Annotated in this window: 24 protein-coding genes; 20 read left to right on the top strand and 4 right to left on the bottom strand. The window is 72.3% G+C overall.

The genetic code is table 11. The features are described from left to right. Window positions 1–18 precede the first annotated feature (18 nt). Both E1294_RS43530 and E1294_RS43525 read right to left on the bottom strand, forming a co-directional pair. Window positions 19–504, bottom strand: coding sequence for a hypothetical protein (locus E1294_RS43530; protein ID WP_132517234.1), 486 nt, complete (start codon window positions 502–504; stop codon window positions 19–21). Between the two features lie 49 nt (window positions 505–553). Next, entirely contained in the window at window positions 554–1,579 is a 1,026-nt protein-coding gene (locus E1294_RS43525; RefSeq protein ID WP_132517232.1) for an LLM class flavin-dependent oxidoreductase, read from the bottom strand. Between the two features lie 180 nt (window positions 1,580–1,759). On the opposite strand from E1294_RS43525, the gene E1294_RS43520 reads away from it, so the two are divergent. The 3 genes from E1294_RS43520 to E1294_RS43510 are packed head-to-tail and all read left to right on the top strand — an operon-like array spanning window position 1,760 to window position 5,391. After that, window positions 1,760–3,367 (top strand): FAD-dependent monooxygenase, encoded by a 1,608-nt coding sequence (locus tag E1294_RS43520; RefSeq protein WP_165977808.1) that lies wholly within the window; start codon window positions 1,760–1,762, stop codon window positions 3,365–3,367. A gap of 12 nt (window positions 3,368–3,379) precedes the next feature. Further along, entirely contained in the window at window positions 3,380–4,219 is an 840-nt protein-coding gene (locus E1294_RS43515) for an LLM class flavin-dependent oxidoreductase (RefSeq protein WP_132517228.1), read from the top strand. 14 nt (window positions 4,220–4,233) lie between these two features. Then, on the top strand, window positions 4,234–5,391 hold the full coding sequence (locus E1294_RS43510) for a nucleotide disphospho-sugar-binding domain-containing protein (RefSeq protein WP_132517226.1): 1,158 nt from the start codon (window positions 4,234–4,236) through the stop codon (window positions 5,389–5,391). Window positions 5,392–5,558: 167 nt separating this feature from the next. Here the strand turns inward: E1294_RS43510 and E1294_RS43505 are convergent, their stop codons facing one another. After that, window positions 5,559–6,320 (bottom strand): SDR family NAD(P)-dependent oxidoreductase, encoded by a 762-nt coding sequence (locus E1294_RS43505; RefSeq protein ID WP_132517224.1) that lies wholly within the window; start codon window positions 6,318–6,320, stop codon window positions 5,559–5,561. A gap of 232 nt (window positions 6,321–6,552) precedes the next feature. Between E1294_RS43505 and E1294_RS43500 the strand changes: the two genes are divergently transcribed. The 16 genes from E1294_RS43500 to E1294_RS43425 all read left to right on the top strand — a co-directional run bounded on the left by E1294_RS43500 (window position 6,553) and on the right by E1294_RS43425 (window position 17,907). Then, window positions 6,553–7,575, top strand: a complete 1,023-nt coding sequence (locus E1294_RS43500) for a methyltransferase (RefSeq protein ID WP_132517222.1) — start codon at window positions 6,553–6,555, stop codon at window positions 7,573–7,575. A 28-nt stretch (window positions 7,576–7,603) separates the two neighbouring features. Beyond that, window positions 7,604–8,608, top strand: coding sequence for an acetylserotonin O-methyltransferase (locus E1294_RS43495; protein ID WP_246083701.1), 1,005 nt, complete (start codon window positions 7,604–7,606; stop codon window positions 8,606–8,608). A gap of 9 nt (window positions 8,609–8,617) precedes the next feature. Further along, window positions 8,618–8,941, top strand: a complete 324-nt coding sequence (locus E1294_RS43490; RefSeq protein ID WP_132517220.1) for a TcmI family type II polyketide cyclase — start codon at window positions 8,618–8,620, stop codon at window positions 8,939–8,941. After that, window positions 8,938–9,342 carry a cupin domain-containing protein gene (locus E1294_RS43485; RefSeq protein WP_132517218.1) on the top strand — a complete coding sequence of 135 codons (405 nt, stop codon included), beginning with the start codon at window positions 8,938–8,940 and terminating at the stop codon, window positions 9,340–9,342. Before E1294_RS43490 ends, E1294_RS43485 begins: the two co-directional genes overlap by 4 nt. Continuing rightward, window positions 9,342–10,601, top strand: a complete 1,260-nt coding sequence (locus E1294_RS43480; RefSeq protein WP_132517216.1) for a beta-ketoacyl-[acyl-carrier-protein] synthase family protein — start codon at window positions 9,342–9,344, stop codon at window positions 10,599–10,601. The genes E1294_RS43485 and E1294_RS43480 overlap by 1 nt, the downstream gene beginning before the upstream one ends. Continuing rightward, window positions 10,598–11,785: a ketosynthase chain-length factor gene (locus E1294_RS43475; RefSeq protein ID WP_132517214.1), complete on the top strand. Its 1,188-nt coding sequence runs from the start codon at window positions 10,598–10,600 to the stop codon at window positions 11,783–11,785. The genes E1294_RS43480 and E1294_RS43475 overlap by 4 nt, the downstream gene beginning before the upstream one ends. 211 nt (window positions 11,786–11,996) lie before the next feature. Then, entirely contained in the window at window positions 11,997–12,455 is a 459-nt protein-coding gene (locus tag E1294_RS43470) for an SRPBCC family protein (RefSeq protein WP_132517212.1), read from the top strand. Continuing rightward, window positions 12,452–12,913, top strand: a complete 462-nt coding sequence (locus E1294_RS43465; protein ID WP_132517210.1) for an anthrone oxygenase family protein — start codon at window positions 12,452–12,454, stop codon at window positions 12,911–12,913. The genes E1294_RS43470 and E1294_RS43465 overlap by 4 nt, the downstream gene beginning before the upstream one ends. Before the next feature lie 13 nt (window positions 12,914–12,926). Further along, window positions 12,927–13,652, top strand: coding sequence for an SDR family NAD(P)-dependent oxidoreductase (locus E1294_RS43460; protein ID WP_132517208.1), 726 nt, complete (start codon window positions 12,927–12,929; stop codon window positions 13,650–13,652). 2 nt (window positions 13,653–13,654) lie between these two features. Further along, window positions 13,655–13,966 (top strand): antibiotic biosynthesis monooxygenase family protein, encoded by a 312-nt coding sequence (locus E1294_RS43455; RefSeq protein WP_132517206.1) that lies wholly within the window; start codon window positions 13,655–13,657, stop codon window positions 13,964–13,966. Then, entirely contained in the window at window positions 13,963–14,289 is a 327-nt protein-coding gene (locus E1294_RS43450) for an antibiotic biosynthesis monooxygenase family protein (RefSeq protein WP_132517204.1), read from the top strand. Before E1294_RS43455 ends, E1294_RS43450 begins: the two co-directional genes overlap by 4 nt. Continuing rightward, window positions 14,286–14,996, top strand: coding sequence for an SDR family NAD(P)-dependent oxidoreductase (locus E1294_RS43445; RefSeq protein WP_132517202.1), 711 nt, complete (start codon window positions 14,286–14,288; stop codon window positions 14,994–14,996). Before E1294_RS43450 ends, E1294_RS43445 begins: the two co-directional genes overlap by 4 nt. Continuing rightward, window positions 14,996–15,379 carry a SchA/CurD-like domain-containing protein gene (locus E1294_RS43440; RefSeq protein WP_132517200.1) on the top strand — a complete coding sequence of 128 codons (384 nt, stop codon included), beginning with the start codon at window positions 14,996–14,998 and terminating at the stop codon, window positions 15,377–15,379. The genes E1294_RS43445 and E1294_RS43440 overlap by 1 nt, the downstream gene beginning before the upstream one ends. Continuing rightward, window positions 15,376–16,236, top strand: a complete 861-nt coding sequence (locus E1294_RS43435) for an NAD(P)-dependent oxidoreductase (protein ID WP_132517198.1) — start codon at window positions 15,376–15,378, stop codon at window positions 16,234–16,236. Before E1294_RS43440 ends, E1294_RS43435 begins: the two co-directional genes overlap by 4 nt. 6 nt (window positions 16,237–16,242) lie before the next feature. After that, complete coding sequence (gene rfbB, locus E1294_RS43430; RefSeq protein WP_132517196.1) at window positions 16,243–17,193, top strand: dTDP-glucose 4,6-dehydratase; 951 nt, start codon at window positions 16,243–16,245, stop codon at window positions 17,191–17,193. 117 nt (window positions 17,194–17,310) lie between these two features. After that, on the top strand, window positions 17,311–17,907 hold the full coding sequence (locus E1294_RS43425) for an NAD(P)-dependent oxidoreductase (RefSeq protein ID WP_132517194.1): 597 nt from the start codon (window positions 17,311–17,313) through the stop codon (window positions 17,905–17,907). A gap of 33 nt (window positions 17,908–17,940) precedes the next feature. Here the strand turns inward: E1294_RS43425 and E1294_RS43420 are convergent, their stop codons facing one another. Continuing rightward, window positions 17,941–18,975: a LacI family DNA-binding transcriptional regulator gene (locus E1294_RS43420; protein WP_132517192.1), complete on the bottom strand. Its 1,035-nt coding sequence runs from the start codon at window positions 18,973–18,975 to the stop codon at window positions 17,941–17,943. A 359-nt stretch (window positions 18,976–19,334) separates the two neighbouring features. Between E1294_RS43420 and E1294_RS43415 the strand changes: the two genes are divergently transcribed. Beyond that, a partial coding sequence (locus E1294_RS43415; protein WP_181958646.1) for a ThuA domain-containing protein occupies window positions 19,335–19,778 on the top strand: 444 nt, incomplete at its 3' end.

Below are 19,778 nucleotides of genomic sequence, written 5' to 3'. Positions count from 1 at the left end.
GCGCCGCCCCCGCTGCTGTCATAGTGCCTGGAGGCTGTAGCGCTCGCCGTCGACCTGGGTCTCGAACACTCCCTGGACGTTGCCGTCGGCGTCCAGGGACGTTCCTGTGCCCGTCGAGGTGAACGTGCCGTCGGAGTCCACCTGCCCCTCCTGGACTCCGCGCAGTTCGAAGTCGAAGGTGTCGTCGGCCTTGAACGCGTAGTGCCTGAAGGCGTAACGGAAGCCGTCGGCGGTGGGCTGCCAGGTGCCGAACCCGGTCCGCTTGCCGACGGCGAGGCTGAAGCTGCCGTCGGACCGCAGCGCGAACAGGCCGCGCTCCGTCTTCGTGCCGGACGCGAACGTGATCTCCACGGCCCACGTGCCGACCGGCGAGCGCCTCCACTCGGCGTCGCCGCTGGCCGAGCCGGCCAGGCCGGCCAGCGAGCCGAGCGTCAGGGTGCCCGCCGCCGCCACCAGCGCCACGCGCCGGGCGATTCCGGGCTGCTTGCCTGCCTTGTCTGACATGGTTCCTCCTTGTGTGCCTGCCCGGTCAACTGCTGGGTCATCTGCGGGATCACCTGCCGGGAGTGACCAGGCCGACGGCCTCCGCCGCGACCTGGAGGGATGTGCGCCGCGCCACCGGGTCGGAGCCGACGGGGGACAGGGCGATCGTGGTGACGCCGGCCCGCGCGTACGCCGCCATGCGCTCCGCCACCCGGTCCGGCGGCCCGAGCAGCGAGGTGCTGTCGACGAACTCGAACGGCACCGCCGCGGCCGCGCCCGCCGCGTCGCCGGCCCGGGCCCGGTCCTGGATCTCCACCGCGGCCTCGCCGTGGCCGAGCCGCTCCAGCAGGCGGAAGTAGAAGTTGTCGGAGCGGTGCCCGAGGCTGACGAACCGCGCCACGTGGTGCCTGACGGGCAGCGCGGCGGCCTCCAGATCGTCGTTCACGGCGATCGACACCGAGGGGATGACCTCGAACGGCTCGCCGGCCAGGTCGCCGCGCAGCCGACCGGCCTCCATGTGCCCGACCGCCTCGGCGACCCGCTCGGGCGAGCTGAAGACCCCGAACCAGCCGTCGGAGATCTCCCCGGCCAGCTCCAGGCCACGCGGGCCGACGGCGGCCAGGTAGATCGGGATGCGCGGGCTGACGAGCGTGGCGTGCAGGCGGAAGCCGGTGCCCCGGCCGCCGCGCAGCGGCACCTGCAGGTGCTCGCCCCGATGGTCGACCTGGCGGCCGTCCAGCGCGGCCCGTACGACCGAGACGTACTCGCGCGTCCTGGCCAGCGGGCGGCCGAACGGCACGCCGTGCCAGCCCTCGGTGACGAACGCGTTGGAGACGCCCAGCCCGAGCCGGAACCGGCCGCCGGACAGGCCGTCCAGCGTGGCGGCCGTCATCACGGTCATGGCCGCGGTCCGCGCGGGAATCTGGAACACCCCGGAGGCCACGTGGATCCGCGTGGTTGCGGCCGCGAGGTATCCCAGCGCGCTGGCAGCGTCCGAACGGAATCCCTCCGGTACGAACGCCACCTCGAACCCGAGCCGTTCCGCCTCCATGACGAGGTCGGCGTCGTTCAGAGGGACGTTGATCCCCAGTCGCATGGCATGCCCCGCTCTCTCGGATCAGATCGTCGCCAGGCCATCGTGGAAGGCCGCGTTCGAGTCGCGCTGGATCCGGGGCGGACGAGGGCTGGAGCGGAACTCGACCGGACGTCCAGCGCCGCGCGACGCCGGTTCTGCTCCCTGGTACGTGTGCCGAGGACCGAAGGGATGAGGCCAGCCATGCCACACGAAGACACCGAGGTGCTGATCGCCGGCGGCGCCGTCGTCGGCTTGACCGCGGCTCTGTTCCTGGCCAGGGCGGGAGTGCGGGTGACGCTCGTCGAGCGCAAGCCCAGCACGCTGCGCCATCCCAGGGCGCGGGTGATCAACCCGCGCACCGTCGAGATCTACCGGTCGGTCGGGCTGGAGGAGACGATCATCGCCGCGCAGTCCCTGACCTCCGACCTGAGCACCAAGACGGTGATCAGGGCCAGGACGCTCAACGACGCCGAGCTGTTCTCCATGCCGATGCGCAACGAGGCGCCGGGGCTCAGCGCGGCCACGCCGTGCGACTGGTGCTCCATCGACCAGAACAGGCTGGAGGAGATCGTCGCCGACCACGCCGTGAAACTGGGCGCCGACGTGCGCTACTCCACCGAGCTGACGTCGTTCGACGACGACGGGGACGGGGTGACGGCGACCCTGCGCGACGCCGACACCGGCCGTGAGCGCCGGATCCGCGCGCGCTACCTCATCGCCGCCGACGGCAGCCGCAGCTCCGTGAGGCAGCGGCTCGGCATCGGCGTGACCGGCCCCGGCGTGCTGCAGAACATCGTCAGCCTCGTCTTCAAGGCCGACCTCAGCGGTCCGCTGCGCGGCCGGGATCTCGGCCTGGGCTACTTCGACCAGCCCGAGCCCGGCACCCGCATGATGCCGATGGACGGTTCGCGCTGGGTGTTCGTCACCCCCTACGATCCGGTCGCCGGCAACGCCGAGGGCTTCGACGACGACCGGTGCGTGGCGGTCATCCGCGCCGCCGTGGGCGTGCCCGACCTGCGCGTCGACAATATCGAGGTGCAGATCGAGCGGACCGGCGCCAAGGTGCTCGGCTACGAGGTCGCCGCCCAGCTCGCCGAGCGCTACCGCCAGGGGCGGGTGTTCCTCGCCGGCGACGCCGCGCACGCCATGCCCCCGACCGGCGCGCTCGGCGCCGCCACCGGCGTGCAGGACGCCCACAACCTGGCGTGGAAGCTGGCCGCCGTCCTGGCCGGCGACGCGGGCCCCGGCCTGCTGGACACCTACGAGCAGGAGCGCCGCGCCGTCGCCGGGCACACCATCGACTACGCCATGAAGACCATGCGCGACCGCACCAGCACCGCCGACGGCGACGGGAAGTCCGTCAGCTACGCCGCGATCATCCTGGGCTACCGGTACGACTCAGCGGCCGTGCTCCCCGAGGAGACCGGCGGCCCGCCCGCGCTGGAGCCCGGCCTGCTCGGCGCGCCGGGCACCCGGGCCCCGCACTGCCCGATCGTCCGCGACGGCGTGCCGGCGTCCACGCTGGACCTGTTCGGCGAGGGAACGGTGCTCCTCACCGGCCCCGAAGGCGGCGGCTGGCATGGGGCGGCGGCCCGCGCGGGGCTGGACGCGCGGATGATCGGTGGTGCGGAGCTGGCCGACCCCGAGGGCCGCTGGCCGCGGGCGTACGGGGTGAGCCCGTCGGGCGCGGTGCTCGTCCGCCCCGACGGCTTCGTCGCCTGGCGCGCACCCGTCCTCCCCGCCGCACTGCCGCGGGGCCCGGAAGCCGTGCTGCGCTCGGTGGCCGGCCGGATCCTCGACCGCGGCTGAGAGGCCGTCACCATGGACATCGGACTGGCCCTGCCCACGACCGTGCCGGATCTGACCGGCGAGAGACTCGTCGAGTGGGCCCGCAGGGCCGACCGGCTCGGCTTCAGCACGCTCGGCGCGCTCGACCGCATCGTGTACCCCAACTACGAGCCGCTGCTGGCCCTGACGGCCGCCGCCGCCGTCACCGAACGGATCAAGCTGGCCACCACCATCCTCATCGCCGCCTGCCGCGACAGCGCGCTGCTGGCCAAACAGCTGGCCACGCTCGACCACCTGTCCGGCGGGCGCCTGGTGGTCGGCCTCGCCTCGGGCGACCGCGAGGACGACTTCGACGCGACAGGGACGCCGTTCGCCGGCCGGGGCAAACGCCTCGACACCGTCGTACGCGAGCTGCGCGACGCCTGGTCGGAGGCGGGCCAGGGCCTGCGCCCCCCGCGCCGGCCGCCCCTGCTGATCGGCGGCCACTCGGCGGCGGCCATGCGCCGCTCGGCGCGGGTGGGCGACGGCTGGATCGGCGGCGGCAGCTCGGTCTCCCGCTACGCCGACCTGGCCGCCGGGGTGCGCGCCGAGTGGCAGCGGCAGGGGAGAGCGGAGGCGCCCCACCTGCTGGCGCTGTCCTACGTCGCGCTCGGCCCGGGCGGACGCGAGCACGCCGGACGTTACCTGCGCTCCTACTACGCCTTTATCGGTGACAAGGCGGCGCTGGTGGTCTCCGGTGTGGCCACGGACCCGGGGCGGCTGCGCGAGCTCGCCCGCGGTTACGCCGAGGCCGGCTGCGAGGAGCTGATCCTGCTGCCGTGCACGGCAGATCCCGGACAGGTTGATCTGATCGCCGATGCGGCGCTGAGCTGAGAGCTGGTGGAGTGGTGCGGGTGTTGTTCACGGCCTGGGCGTGGCCGTCCCATCTGTACGCCATGGTGCCCCTTGCCTGGGCGGCGCGCGCGGCCGGACACGACGTGCTGGTGGCCTGCCAGCCGTCGCTGACGGCCGTCGCGCGGCGGACCGGACTGCCGTGCGCCGTGGTCGGCTCCGACGTGGACTCGGTGGACCTGGTCCGCGGGTACGCGCTGCCGACCCGGCGCTTCGGCACCCCGACCGTCCCTCCTGGGCCTCTGGTGAACGGGCGCGCCCCCCGCGCGCTGCGCATGTTCCAGGCCAACGCCGAGGCCATGGTGGACGACCTGGTACGGCTGACCCGGGAATGGCGGGCCGGCCTGGTCGTGCACGATCCGACGGCATGGGCGGCCCCGATCGCGGCGGCGGCGGCCGGCGTGCCGGCCGTGCGCCACCTGTACGGGGCCGACCTCGTCCACCGCGCCCGCCGGTTCCTGCCGGAGCTGCTGGCGCCGATGGCGGAGCGGCACGGCCTGGACGACCTGGATCCCCTCGGGGCGGCCACGATCGACCCGTTCCCCGCCGGCGTGCAGGTGGAGGTGGACTACCGGCCGATGCCCATCAGGTACGTCCCGTACAACGGGCCCGGCGCGGACCCCCGCCTCGGCCACGCGGACAGGCCCAGGATCTGCGTGACGTGGGGCACGACGATGGCCCGCGTCGACGCGCGCCGCTTCCTGGCCGGGGACGCCGTCAGGGCACTGGCGGGGCCGGAGACCGAGGTCGTCGCCGCCGTGACCGCCGCGCAGCGCCCGCTCCTCGGCGCCCTGCCCGAGGGCGTACGGGTCGTCGAGGACGCGCCGCTGCACGCCGTGCTGCCCTCCTGCGACCTGCTGGTGGCGCACGGCGGCGCCGGCACCTCGCTGACCGGCCTGGCCGCCGGCCTGCCGCAGCTGCTGGTGCCGCAGCTGCCGGACCACGAGGCGCACTCCACCCGGCTGGTCCGTGCCGGGGCGGCCGAGCTGCTGCCGCCCGACGACGCGGGTCCGGCCGAGCTGCGGGAGCGGGCGCTGCGCCTGCTGCACGACGAGCGGGCCAAGGAGGCCGCGGCCCGCCTGCGCGAGGAGATCGCCGGGCGGCCCGCCCCCGCCGCCGTCGTCCCGCGACTGGAGCGGATCGCCACGGCCTGACCGGCCGAGGGCCCGCGGCCATTCCGGATCTGAACGGGATGGCCGCGGGCTGACGGTCGTCTCGTGTCCAGGGGGATGGCCGGGGGCCGATCGGGGGTCGCGGTCGCCTCGCGTCCGGGGGATGGCCGCGGGCCGACCGGCGGGCCCGCGGCGGCGGTGGGCGCGGATCAGGTTCCGCCGGTGACCTCGACGATGGTGCCGGTGATGTTCCCGTTGGCCTCCGAGCCGAGGAACACGATGGCCCTGGCCACCTCCTCGGGCGTCGAGATGCGGCCCGTGGCGGCCGAGGCGGCCACCCGGCTCATCACCTTCGGGGGAAGAGCGCGCCGGGTGGTGTCGGTCGCGGTCGCCCCGGGCGACACGACCACACTGAGGATCCCGCTCGTGCCCGCCTCGGACGCCAGGGTGCGGCTGAAGGCGTTGATGCCGGCCTTGCTGGCGATGAACGCCTCCTCCCCGGGAATGCCCGAGCGCACCGACGCCGCCGAGACGAAGACCAGCCTTCCCCAGCCGCGCGCCTTCATCGACGGCAACACCGCCTGCACCGTGTGGAAGGCGCCGTCGAGCTCCTCGCGGAGCTGGGTCTGCCACTCCGCGACCGGCACGTCCTCGAAGGCACGGGGCGGGAGGTGCGGCCCCGACCAGGGTGAGGCGTTGGCGACCAGCACGTCCACGCCGCCATGGGCGTCGATCACGCCGTCCACGGCGGTCCTGATGGAGGCCGCGTCGCCCAGGTCGTACTGCAGGGCGATCGCGGTGCCGCCCGCCCGCTCGATCTCGGTGACCGTGCTCTGCGCACCGTCCTTGTTGACCCGGTACGTGAGGGCCACCCTGGCCCCTTCCGCGGCGAACAGGCGTGCCGCCGCGCGTCCGATGCCGCTGCTTGCGCCCGTGACGAGCACGCTCTTTCCGGTGAGCCCCAGTTCCATCCGTCACTCCCTTTGATCGGCACGACGGGCGGAGCAGGCCCGCCGGGACGCCCATGCTGGCTCGCTCCCCTCGAGCATCACCTGAGCGGTGCTGGCCGTCGCCCGATCCGGCCCCCACCGATCCGCGGGCCGCTGCTCAAGCGGTGCTGGAGCGATCCTTCAGCCCTCGCCGTCAGCCTCTGCAGTCGGCGGGTCTCGAGGACCCGGCCGCCGGATCACCCGGAGGTATCACATGGCAATGGCGGTCATGCGCGACGAAGCGGCCGCGAAGGTGTTCGAGCTGTCGACGGGCGTGCACGCCAGCGCGGTGGTGCGCGCGGCGGTCCAGCTCGGCCTGGCCGACGCGGTGGACGGCGAGCCCGTCACCCTGGAGGAGCTCGCCTCGGCCGTCGGCGCGCGGCGGGACACGCTCGAACGTTTCATGCGGCTGCTCACCGCGTACGGCATCTTCGCCGAGGCGGAGGGCCGCTACGAGCACACCCCCCTGTCCCGGGCGCTGCGCTCGGACGCGCCCGGCGGCCCCGCGGGGATCATCCGCCTGGGCGGCGACTGGAACTGGATCCTGTGGGGATTGCTCGCCCACTCGGTCAGAACGGGCGAATCCGCCTTCCAGGCCCACTACGGCCAGGACATCTTCGCCTACTTCGACCAGAACAGGCAGGCCGGCGAGGCGTTCCAGCACGGCCTGTCGGTCGTGGCCCAGCGGGAGGACCCGCTGGTCGCCGAGGCGCTGCAGGTCAAGGACGGGGAGTGCGTGGTCGAGCTGGCGGGAGGCAAGGGCAACCTGCTGCGCGCGGTGCTGGAACGCCACCCCGGCGTCACCGGCGTGCTGGTCGAGACCGAGCAGGCGCTGGACACCGTCGACCCGGCGCTGCGCGAGGGCCCGCTGGCCCCGCGTTTCCGCGCCTTCCCCGGCGACTGCCAGACGGCCGTCCCCGGTGGCGGCGACGTCTATCTCATCAAGCAGACCCTGCACATGTGGGACGACGAGACGTGCCTGCGCGTCCTGGAGAACTGCCGGCGCGCCGCACCGCCCGGCGCCCGCGTGGTCGTCGTCGAGCAGCTCCTCGCGAGCGGCTCCGCCGAGCGGCGGGCCCGGCTGATGGACCTGCACATGCTCCTGGTCGCGGGCGGCAAGGAGCGCACCGAGAAGGAGTTCGCCGAGCTGTTCGACCGTGCCGGCCTCGGCTTCGGCGGCGTTCGCGGGCAGGCGGGCGACCTGCGGCTGATCGAGGCCGTGACGCCAGAAGCCTGACCCGATCATCACTCAGAAGGGAGCCCCCGTGGCAACGGACGCACCGATCAGCACCCCGGCCGACATCTTCCGGCTCGGCAGCATGTACGCGATGTCCAAGGTCGTGCTCACCGCGGTAGAGCTCGACCTGTTCACCGTGCTCAAGGACGTCGAGGCCAGCGCGGAGGAGGTGTGCGAGCGCCTCGGCCTGCACCCCCGCGCCGCCCGCCAGTGGCTGGACACCCTCGTCGTCACCGGCCTGATCCGGCGCGAGAACGGCAGGTACGGCAACAGCCCGGCCGCGTCCCGCTTCCTGGTCCGCGGCGCCCCCGCCTACGTCGGCGGTTTCCTGTCGCGCTCCGGCGAGATGCTCTATCCCGCCTGGGGCCGCTTCACCGACACGCTGCGCACCGGCCGGCCGCAGGCCAACGACGGCGACTTCCGCGAGCTCGTCGGCAACCCCGCATTCCTGGACCGTTTCCTGACCATGATGGACTCGCTCAGCGGGCACCTCGGCCCCGAGCTGGCCAAGGTCTACGACTGGACCGAGCACGACTCCGTCGCCGACATCGGCGGCGCCCGCGGCAACCTGATCTCCCACCTGGTCAGGGCGCACGTCCACCTCAAGGGCATGGTGTTCGACCTGCCGGAGATGGAGCCCAGGTTCGACGCGCACCTTGCCGGGCTCGGGCTGGCCGGCCGGGCCTCGTTCGTGCCCGGCGACTTCTTCAACGACCCGTTGCCGCAGGCCGACGTGCTGATCATGGGGCACGTGCTGCACGACTGGTCGGAGGAGGAGCGCCGGATGCTGGTCGGCAAGGCCTACCAGGCGCTGGCGCCCGGCGGGGTGCTGCTCGTCTACGACCGCATGATCGAGGAGGAGCCGGCCGACGCCGACAACCTCCTGGTCAGCCTGCACATGATCCTCACCACGACCGACGGGTCGGAGTACACCCAGGGCGAGTGCCTGGCGTGGATGCGCGAGGCGGGATTCCAGCAGACCTCCGTCCAGCCGCTCGGCCCCACCGACACCCTCGCCATCGCGATCAAGTAGGAGATCACCTTGCCGCACAGAACGCTCATCGTCGCGCACATGGAGGCCTCGCACGCCGACGCCATCGCGGGCATCTTCGCCGACTCCGACGCCACGGATCTGCCGCACCTGATCGGCGTGTCCCGCAGGACCCTGTTCCGCTTCCACGACCTGTACTTCCACCTGGTCGAGGCCGACCAGGACATCAAGCCCGACCTGGACAAGGCGCGCCGGCACCCGCTCTACCTGGACGTCAGCCAGAGGTTGTCGGAGCACGTCAGCCCGTACGACCCGAACTGGCGCGAGCCGAAGGACGCCATGGCCATCCCCTTCTACACCTGGGAGCGCTCGTGACCGAGAAGCAGGCCGGACCCCGGATCGTCCACATCGACGACGTCGAGCCCAACCGCCGCCGCGGCGGCGACCTGCGGGTGCTGCTCAGCCCCAAGACCGTGGGCTCGACCACGGGCTTCATGGGCGTGACGCTGCTCAAGCCGGGCGAGTCCGTCGCCGAGCACTACCACCCCTACTCCGACGAGTACATGTTCGTCGCCCGCGGCACGATCGTCGCGAGGCTGGACGGCGAGGACGTCAAGATGAGCGCCGACCAGAGCGTCATGGTGCCGAAGTTCACCCGGCACCGCGTCGAGAACACCGGCACGGAGGACGCGCTCATCGTCTTCCACCTGTGCCCGCTCGCGCCCCGCCCCGAGCTGGGGCACGTCGACACAGAAGAACGAGCGGGAGAGGCCTGATGTCGTCCGCCCGCGTCGTGGTCACCGGGATCGGCGTCGTCGCTCCCGGTGACCCGGGCACCAAGGCCTTCTGGGAGATGCTCACGGCGGGCCGCACGGCGACGCGCACCATCACCTTTTTCGACCCGTCGGGCTTCCGCTCCCGGATGGCCGCCGAGTGCGACTTCGACCCGGCGTCGGAGGGCCTGTCGGCTCAGGAGGTCCGCAGGATGGACCGGGCGGCGCAGCTCGGCGTGGTCGCGGCCCGGGAGGCGTGGGCCGACAGCGGCCTGGGCCAGGACGTCGCGCCCGAGCGGGTGAGCGTCAACCTGGGCAGCGCCGTGGGCAGCACGATGAGCCTGGAGGAGGAGTACGTCGTCCTGAGCGACGGCGGCAGGCGGTGGCTGGTGGACGACGCGTACGGCGTGCCGCACCTGTACGGGTTCATGGCGCCCAGCACCCTGGCCGCCGAGGTGGCGTGGAGCTGCGGTGCCGAGGGGCAGGTCGGGCTGATCTCGACCGGCTGCACATCGGGGCTGGACGCCATCGGCCTCGGCGCCCGCCTCATCCGGCAGGGCACGGCCGACGTGGTGGTGGCCGGCGCGACCGACGCGCCGATCTCGCCGATCACCTCGGCCTGCTTCGACGCCATCAAGGCGACCTCGCCCAACAACGACGACCCCGAGCACGCCTCGCGCCCGTTCGACCTGAACAGGGACGGGTTCGTGCTGGGGGAGGGGGCGGCCGTCCTGGTGCTGGAGGAGCTGGAGTCGGCGCGCCGCCGCAGCGCGGCGATCTACGGTGAGATCGCCGGATACGCCTCCCGCAGCAACGCCTTCCACATGACCGGGCTCAAGCCGGACGGCAGGGAGATGGCCGAGGCCATCCGCGCCGCGCTGGACGGGGCCAGGCTCGACCCGTCGGACATCGACTACGTCAACGCCCACGGCTCGGGCACCAAGCAGAACGACCGGCACGAGACCGCCGCCTTCAAGCGCGCCCTGGGACCGCGCGCCCACGAGGTGCCGGTCAGCTCGCTGAAGTCGATGGTCGGGCATTCGCTCGGCGCGATCGGCGCGATCGAGGCGGCCGCCTGCCTGCTGGCCATGCGGGACAACGTGGTGCCGCCCACGGCCAACCTGCACACCCCCGACCCGGAGTGCGACCTCGACTATGTGCCGCTGACCGCCCGCGACCAGCGGGTGGACGCCGTCCTCAGCGTGGGCAGCGGGTTCGGCGGCTTCCAGACGGCGATGGTGCTGGGGCGGGGAGAGCGATGAGCGCGGTGACCGGGATGGGGGTGGTGGCGCCCAACGGCGACCGCGCGGAGGACTACTGGCGCGCGGTCCTGGACGGCAGGTCCGGGCTCGGGCCGATCACTCATTTCGACGCCGGCGGCTACCCGGTCTCCTGGGGCGGCGAGTCGTCGTTCACCGCCAAGGGCCGGGTGCCGGGCAGGCTCGTCGCCGAGACCGACCGGTTCACCCACATGGCGCTGGCGGCGGCCGAGATGGCGCTGGCCGACGCCGATGTGGACCCGGCGGGGCTGCCCGAGTACGAGATGGCGGTGACCACGGCCAGCTCGTCCGGCGGCACGGACTTCGGGCAGCGGGAGATCGAGAAGCTGTGGCGGAACGGGCCCCGGCACGTGGGCGCGTACCAGTCCATCGCCTGGTTCTACGCGGCCAGCACCGGCCAGATCGCGATCCGCCACAAGATGCGCGGCCCGTGCGGCGTCGTCTGCGCGGAACAGGCCGGCGGGCTGGACGCGGTCGCCCACTCGTGCCGGTTGTTGCACGGCCAGGTGCGGCTGGCGCTGTCCGGCGGCACCGACGCCTCGTTGTGCCCGTACGGGCTGGTCGCGCAGCTCAGCAACCGCAGGCTCAGCCCTTCGGGGACGTTCCTGCCCTTCGACGCTCGCGCCGACGGTTACCTGCCGGGCGAGGGCGGGGCGATGTTCGTTATCGAGCCCAGCGACACCAAAAAGACCACATATGGCTATATAGCAGGTCACGCGGCAACGTTCGATCCCCCGCCGTGGACCGACCGGCCTCCAGGGTTGCGCCGCGCCATCGAGGCCGCCCTGGCCGACGCCGGCGCCCAGCCCGGCGACGTGGACGTCGTCTTCGCGGACGCCGCCGGGGTGCCCGAACTGGACCGCCAGGAGGCCGAGGCGGTCACCGCGGTGTTCGGGCCGCTGGCCGTCCCGGTCACCGCGCCGAAGACCATGACCGGGCGCCTGTACGCGGGCGGCGCCGCGCTGGACCTGGCCACCGCGCTGCTGGCCCTGCGCGACCAGGTCATCCCGCCCACCGTCGGCATCTCCGACCCCGTCGAGGAGTACGGGCTCGACCTCGTCCGCGACACCCCCAGGCAGGCGCCGCTGCGCGCGGCACTGGTGCTGGCCCGGGGCTACGGCGGATTCAACTCGGCAATCGTCGTCAGCGTAAGGACACGACCGTGACTCCTCCGCTCCCTGAAGGGAGCGGCTTCTCGCCCCGCTTACGCGAGAGACGACGGCCAAGCCCTGACCGATGCCCGAAAGCACAAACTCATTCCTCCCCGGAGGTGGCGGCAATGTCTGAGGTTCTGCCATTCGCGTGCTCAGACCGTGGCGGCCCTCCCGCTCCCGATTCCCCGTCGCCTGACGGCGACGGTCCCCTCAGGAGGCTCTGATGGCAGCACACACCGAGAACCAGATCGTCATCGCCGCGCCGATGGAGGTGGTCTGGAGCATGACCAACGACGTGGAGAACTGGCCGCGGCTGTTCAGCGAGTACGCCGCCGCCGAGATCATCGAGCGGAAGGGTGACACCGTCCGCTTCCGGCTCACCATGCACCCCGACGCCGACGGCAACGCCTGGAGCTGGGTGTCCGAGCGGACCGCCGACCCGGTCAAGAGGACCGTGCGGGCCCACCGCGTGGAGACCGGCTGGTTCGACTACATGCACATCGCGTGGGACTACACCGAGGTGGACGGCGGCGTCCTGATGCGCTGGAGGCAGGACTTCCAGATGAAGCCGGGCGCGCCGCTGGACGACGCGGCGATGACCGCCAGGATCAACGGCAACTCCGCCGTCCAGCTCGACCTGATCCGGCGCCGCGTGGAAGCCGCGGCCCAGACGGTGCGATGATCTCGCTGCTCATCCCGCTGTCCCTGGCCGGAGGCGGCCTGGCGGCGGGGGTCATGCTCTCGACCGTCATCGGCATCGAGCCGTACACCAAGGCCATGCCCTACGACGGGTACGTGCGCGCCATCCGCTTCCTGTGGCCGCGCTACGACCCGCTCATGCCCATCGTCAACGCCATCACCTTCCTGGCCGACGCCGCCCTCGCGGTGGTGGCCCCGTCCGCCGGCGCGCGTGCCCTCTACACCGCGGCGGCGGCGCTGCTCGCGCTCGTCATGGCCATCTCGGTCGTGAAGAACGTACCGATCAACAAGTACGTGACGTCGCTGGACCCCGGCGACCCGCCGCCCGACTGGGCCGCGCGGGACCCCAGGACCCGGTGGCGCACGTGGAACCTCATCCGCACCGTGCTCGTCCTGGCCGCGCTGGCGGCCGCCGGAGCCGGTGCGGCCACCCTGATGTGACATCGGAGAAGCCATGCGACTCAACGGCAGGAAGGCGCTGGTCACCGGCGGCGCCAGAGGAATCGGCAGGGCCATCGTGCTCGACCTGGCCAGGGCGGGCGCGAGCGTCGTCACCTGCACCAGGCAGGGCGGCGAGGCCGCGGAGACCCTGGAGAAGGAGCTGCGGGCGATCGGCGGCGAGCACCACGTCGCGACCGCCGACGTGACCGAGCAGCAGGACATCGACACCCTGGTCGGCGAGTGCGAGCGCCGGTGGGGCCGGATCGACGTCGTGGTCAACAACGCGGGCGCGATCAGCCATGTCCCGTTCGCCGAGCTGGACGCGGCGGAGTGGCACCGGGTCGTGGACACCGGGCTGACCGCCACCGCCATGGTCATCCAGCGGGCACTGCCGCTGATGGGCCAGGGCGGCTCGATCATCAACATCGGCTCGAAGGTGGCCACCGTCGGCATCCCGCTGCGTGCCCACTACACCGCGGCCAAGGCCGGGCTCATCGGCCTGACCAGGTCGCTGACCAAGGAGCTCGGCGAGCGCGGCATCCGGGTCAACCTGGTCGCCCCCGGCCCTGTCGAGACGGAGGCGGGCGTGCCCGACGAGGTTCGTGAACGTTACCGGCGACTGATCGCGCTCGGCCGGATGGGCCGCCCCGAGGAGATCGCCACCGTGGTGACCTTCCTGGCCGGCGACCTGTCGGCGTTCATCAACGGCGAGACCATCAACGTGGACGGCGGGATCTAGCGATGACTTTTCGCGTGATGTTGCGCATGCAGATCAAACCGGGCGCAGAGCGTGAATTCGAGGAGACCTGGCTGCGGATCGGCACCGCGGTCACCGAGCACCCGGCCAACGAGGGCCAGTGGTTGTCGAAGAGCGCCGAGGAGGACGGCGTCTACTACATCGTCAGCGACTGGGTGGACGAGCCCCGCTTCCGGGAGTTCGAGACCAGCGAGCAACACCTCAAGCACCGGGTCCGGCTGCACCCGTTCCGCTCGGGCGGCTCCATGGTCACGATGAACGTGGTCTACGCCATGGACCCCGTGGCCAGGACATGACCAGCCCGAGAGTGCGCGTGCTCGTCTACGCCACGGCTTCGGGGGACTCCCACGACGAGCTGGCCGACGCCTACCACCAGGTCAGCCGCGAGCTGGCCGGCACGCCCGGCCTGCTCGGCAACGAGCTGCTGCGCTCGCTCACCCAGCCCGGCGGGTTCCTGGTGCTGAGTGAGTGGGACAGCCTGGAGTCCTTCCGCACGTGGGAGGCCGGCACCCGGCACCGGCAGACGACCGCGCCGCTGCGCTCCTTCCAGGACCGCTCACGCGGGCAGAGCTTCGCCCTGTACGCCGTCACCGCCGCCTACCCCGAGGAGCGATCATGACCTACGACGCCGCACTCGCCGGCAAGCGGGTGCTGGTCACCGGCGGATCGCGGGGCATCGGCGCGGCCACCGCCAGCGCGCTGGTCGCGGCCGGCGCCCGCGTCATCGCCTGCCACCGGGGCTCGCCGGCCTCGCTCTCGTACGAGCTGGTCACCGCCGACGTCACCCGGGAGCCGGACGTGGCCGCGCTGGCCGACACCTGCGCCGAGCGCCTGGGCGGGCTCGACGTGCTGGTCAACAACGCCGGGGTGGACGGCGTCCGCCCCGTGGACAAGCTGGATCCCGGCCAGTGGCACGAGATCATGGACGCCAATCTGACCTCCGCCTACCTCGTCACCCGGCAGGCGCTGGGGCTGATGTCCGGCGGCGCCTCGGTCGTCAACCTGTCCGCGTCCGTCGCGCTGCGCGGCAGGCCCGCCAGCGCGCACTACACGGCGTCCAAGGCCGCCCTCATCGGGCTCACCCGGTCGCTCGCCCGCGAGCTGGGGCCGCGCGGCATCAGGGTGAACGCGGTCGCGCCCGGCGTCATAGACGCGGCGGGCCCCGGCGAGGGGCCGCCCCCTCACCTGCGCGAACGGTTGGCCGGCATGACCGCGCTGGGCCGGCTCGGCACCGCCGACGAGGTGGCGGCCGCCGTGTTGTTCCTGGCCGGAGACCAGTCCCGCTACATCACCGGAAGCACGCTCAACGTCGATGGAGGAATGTGATGACGTACGCCGCGATCACCTACCGGGTCAAGCCGGGGCACGAGGACGAGATCGCCGAGATCTTCCAGAACTTCCAGCGGGTCGGCAGCTCCGAGCTCCACGACGAGCAGGGCAACGAGGTGGGCCGGCTGCTCGGCACGGCCGTGTTCATCAAGGACGACTTCATGGTCCGGATCATCCACTACGAGGGCACGCTGGAGGCCGTCTCGGCGAAGATGGCCCGCCACGGCGGCGTGCACCAGCTGGAGAAGCAGCTCGCCCCCTACCTCGTGAAGGAGCGCGACACCAGCACGCCGGAGAAGTTCGGCACCTACTTCCGCGACGCCACGATGCGCTGCATCTCCCAGCTGTCCGCCGACACCAGGCCGGCGGAGGCGTCATGAGGCTCGCCGTGGTCGGACTCGGCGCGATGGGCGCGGGCATGGCCCGGCGCCTGCTGGAGTCCGGCTTCCCGCTCACCGTGCACAACAGGACGGCCGCCAAGGCCGATCCGCTGCGTCACGCCGGCGCCCGGTGGGCCCCGCAGCCGCAGGACGCCGCCCGCGACAGCGGTGTCGTCTTGCTCAGCCTCGCCGACGAGAGCGCCGTGGAGCAGACGCTGTTCGAGCGGATGTTGCCGGCGCTCAAGCCCGGCACGATCGTCGTCGACACCACCACCGTCTCGGCGGCCTACGCCGCCGAGGCGGCCGAGCGGCTGAGCGCCCACGGCGTGCGCCGGGTCGAGCTCTGCCTGATCGGCAACCCCGCCATGGCCGCGCAGGGCAAGCTGCGCCTGTTCGCGGCCGGGGACCAGCGCGACGTGGCCGAGATCGAGCACGTGCTGACGGCCATCGGAGGCGAGCTGCGCTATCTGGGCCCGCCCGGCATGGCGTGCACGATGAAGCTGGCCTTCAACCTCCTGCTCGGCGTCCAGACCGTGGCCCTGGCCGAGGCGGTGGCCCTGGGCGTGCGAGCCGGGCTCGACCGCAGCATGCTGATCAACGCGATTACGGGCAGCGCGTTCTGCTCCCCGGCCCTGGCCTTCCGCGCCGCCTTCATGCGCGACGGCTCGTACGAGCCGGCCGCCTTCCGCGCCCGGCTCATGGCCAAGGACCTGCGGCTGGCCGTCTCGGATGCGGACGCGGGAGGGCTGAGCCTCCCGGTGTGCTCGCGCGCGGTGGAACGGCTGGACGAGGTGGTCGCCGCGGGACGGGGCGACGAGGACAGCGCGGTGGTCGTGGAGACCGCCATGGCCTCGTGACCGCCCATGAGGATCCTCGTCACCGGCGGCGCCGGGTTCATCGGCTCCCACTTCGCCCGCACCACGGCCCCGCACCTGGCCGGGGAACGGATCACGGTGCTCGACCGGCTCACCTACGCCGCGGACCCGGCGAACCTGGACGGGGTCGCCTGCGACCTCGTCGAGGGCGACATCTGTGACGCCGGCCTGCTCGGCAAGCTCGTGCCCGGCCACGACCTGGTGGTCAACTTCGCGGCCGAGTCGCACGTGGACCGGTCGATCGATGGGGCCGCGGAGTTCGTCCGCACCAACGTCCTCGGCGTCCAGACGCTCATGCGGGCCTGCCTCGACGCCGGGGTCCCGAAGGTGGTGCACGTGTCCACCGACGAGGTGTACGGCAGCATCGAGTCGGGCTCGTGGCGTGAGGACGCGCCGCTGCGCCCGCGCTCGCCGTACGCGGCGGCCAAGGCGGGCGGCGATCTGATCGCCCTGGCCGACGCGACGACGCACGGCCTGCCCGTGGTGATCACCAGGTGCGGCAACACCTACGGACCCCGCCAGTACCCGGAGAAGATCATCCCCCTGTTCGTCACGAACCTGCTCACCGGCCGCAGGCTCCCCCTCTACGGCGACGGGGGCAACGTCCGGGAATGGATCCACGTGGACGACCACTGCCGGGCCATCCGGCTCGTCGCCGAGCGCGGCGTGCCGGGCGAGGTCTATCACGTGGCGGGCAGCACCCGGCTCACCAACATGGAGCTCACCGGGCGCCTGCTCGATGTCATGGGCGCGGGCTGGGACATGGTGGAACGGGTGGCCGACAGGAAGGGGCACGACCGCCGCTACTCGCTGGACGGCGCCAAGCTGCGGGCGCTGGGCTATCGTCCGCGCGTCGGCTTCGACGAGGGCCTGGCCGAGACGGTCCGCTGGTACACCGACAACCCGTCCTGGTGGAAGGACAAGACCCCGACCGCGTAGAGACGTACCGTTCATCCTTTCATCCGTTCCCGATGGCCTTCGCAGGGTCGCGCGAGTTGACATGCGCGTTGCTCTAGTGCATTTTGCAATATAAAAGGAGGCCATATAAAACTGCTGGTGATCGGTGCGACGGGCCGCACCGGGATGCATGTGCTGGAGCAGGGCGCCGCGCGCGGCCACGAGGTGACGGCGTTCACCCGCAAGCCGGAGCTCCTCGACGGGCGCGACGACCTGCTCGCCGTCGTGCGGGGTGACGCGACCGACCCGTCGAGCGTGGGCGAGGCCGTGGCCGGTCAGGACGCCGTCATCGCGGCGGTGGGCGGGAGCGGCATCGCCCGCACGTTGATCGCGACGATGCGGGCGGCCGGCGTGCGCAGGGTGGTGATGACCAGCAGCCGCTCCGTCCCCGCCACCCGGCCCCGCTTCGCCGTCGGTATGGCCTGGCTGATCTTCAGGAAGGCCTACGTGGACCTGGCGCGGGCCGAGGGCATGCTGGAAATCTCCGGCCTCGACTGGACGGTCGTCCGGGCCACCCGGCTGGTCGACAGGCCCCGCAAGGGCCGGGTGCACGTCGACTTCGAGGCCGACGCCACCGGCGGCGAGGCGATGCTGCCACGTGCCGACTACGCCATGGCGCTCCTCGACGCCGCCGAGGACGACGCCATGATCGGCGAGATGCCGGGCGTCTGCGGCGCCCGAGCCGGCGCGCCTTGACGCATCCCCCGGATCAGGGCCCACGCGGTGACGTCAGCGTCGCCGGCCTTCAGGTGGTGGGCCGACGGACTGGCCAGGGACGAGGGTGCAGGGGATGAGCAGGTGCGGCGGCGTGTCCTGGACGCCTTCGAGCTGGTCGATCAGCGCGTCGGCGGCGAGGCGGCCGAGCTGGGGAGCAGGCGCGGCCATGACGGTCAGGGACGGCTCGATCATCTCGCCGAGCTCGCGCGTGGTCGACGCCGAGATGATGGACAGATCATCCGGTATGGACCGGCCGAGCGCGCGCGAGCCCTTGACCAGCCCCGCCGAGGCGCCCTCGTTCACGAGGACGACGGCCGTCGCGTCGGGGAAGTCGTCGTGCAGCGTGCGCGCGGCCTCCCGCCCGCCGGCCGAGGTGCCCTCGACGGCGATGACGGCGGGCGGCCGGCGAACCCGCCGTCTGAGCGCCGCCGTCGCGTCGAGGTAGGCGGCCTCGGCCCGCATGATGCGGCCCGGCTCGTCGCCCGGCGCCGCCTTCGTCCGCTGGGTGACCAGCGCGATGCGCTCGTGGCCGAAGGAGCGCAGGTGGCCGACCGCCTGGTCGATCGTGGTGGCGAAGTCGATGTCGACGTACGGCAGGTCGTCGTTCTCGGTGCGGCCGATCAGCGCGAACGGGACCCGCGACTCGACGAGCCGGTCGACGCGGGAGTCGCAAATCCGCACCTCCATGAGCAGCGCCCCGTCGACGAGACCGCCGGCCAGCAGGTGTGACATCTGCTCGTCGTCGTTGACGGGCCACAACACGAGGTCGTAGCCGCGCTCGCGGGCGCCGTGGGCGGCGCTCATGACGAACTGGATCACCGTGGCGTTCGGCCGGGCCTCAAGGTCGGGGTGGAGCAGCGCGAGGATGCGCGTGCGGGAGCTGGCCAGCGCACGGGCGACGACGTTGCGCCGGTAGTCGAGCTCTTCGATGGCCGCCTCGATGCGGGCCCGGGTCTGCGGCGCGACGCGTTTGGTGCCGTTGATGACGAAGGAGACCGTGGCGATGGAGACGTTCGCCCGCTCGGCGACGTCGCGCATCGTGACCATGGATGCCGCCTCCAGGCTCGTGAGGGAGCAGCGGCGCGAGAAGCTCGCGAAGCATTGTGACTATATCCCAAGCCCTCTTCGCGACAGCGCTTGACTTGTTGTTGACATCGCGGTCCGTGCGGCGCAACATACTTCACAAGCGACCGCCGGTTAAGCGGTTTGACAGATCAGCGTCCACTGCCCAGAAACGATGAAGACCCCCTCCGTGCACGCTGCGAAAGCGCAGGCAGGCGGAGTGCCGCGGCTCCTCGTGATCAATTCCCCTATCTTCCCCGGCGCCCCTGTGCCGGACGACCGCCATTCGACGGACAACCCCGGCACACCGTTACGCCGGACGCATTTCCGCGAAAGGAACGCGCATGAACGCTCGATCCGTCACCGTCCTGGTGTGGGGCGAGAACCGGCATGAACAGACCGAACCCGGCGTGGCCGGGGTCTATCCCGACGGCATGCACAACGCCGTCCGCCGCGGCATCGAGCACTGGCTGGGGGAGCGGGCGACCGTCACCACGGCCACGCTCGACGACCCCGAGCACGGGCTGACCGAGGAGGTGCTCGCCGGCACCGACGTCCTCACCTGGTGGGGCCACGCCGCGCACGGCGAGGTGTCGGACGAGGTCGTCGACCGGGTGCACCGGCACGTCCTGGCGGGCATGGGGCTGGTGGTGCTGCACTCCGGCCACTACTCGAAGATCTTCATCAGGCTCATGGGCACCACGTGCACGCTGCGCTGGCGCAGCGCGAACGACCGCGAGCTGGTCTGGACGGTGAACCCGTCCCACCCCATCGCCCGCGGCATCCCC

Origin of the sequence: Nonomuraea diastatica (genome assembly GCF_004349015.1) — a bacterium.
GTDB classification, from domain to species: Bacteria; Actinomycetota; Actinomycetes; order Streptosporangiales; family Streptosporangiaceae; genus Nonomuraea; species Nonomuraea diastatica.
This window is presented reverse-complemented; position numbering and strand designations above follow the sequence as displayed.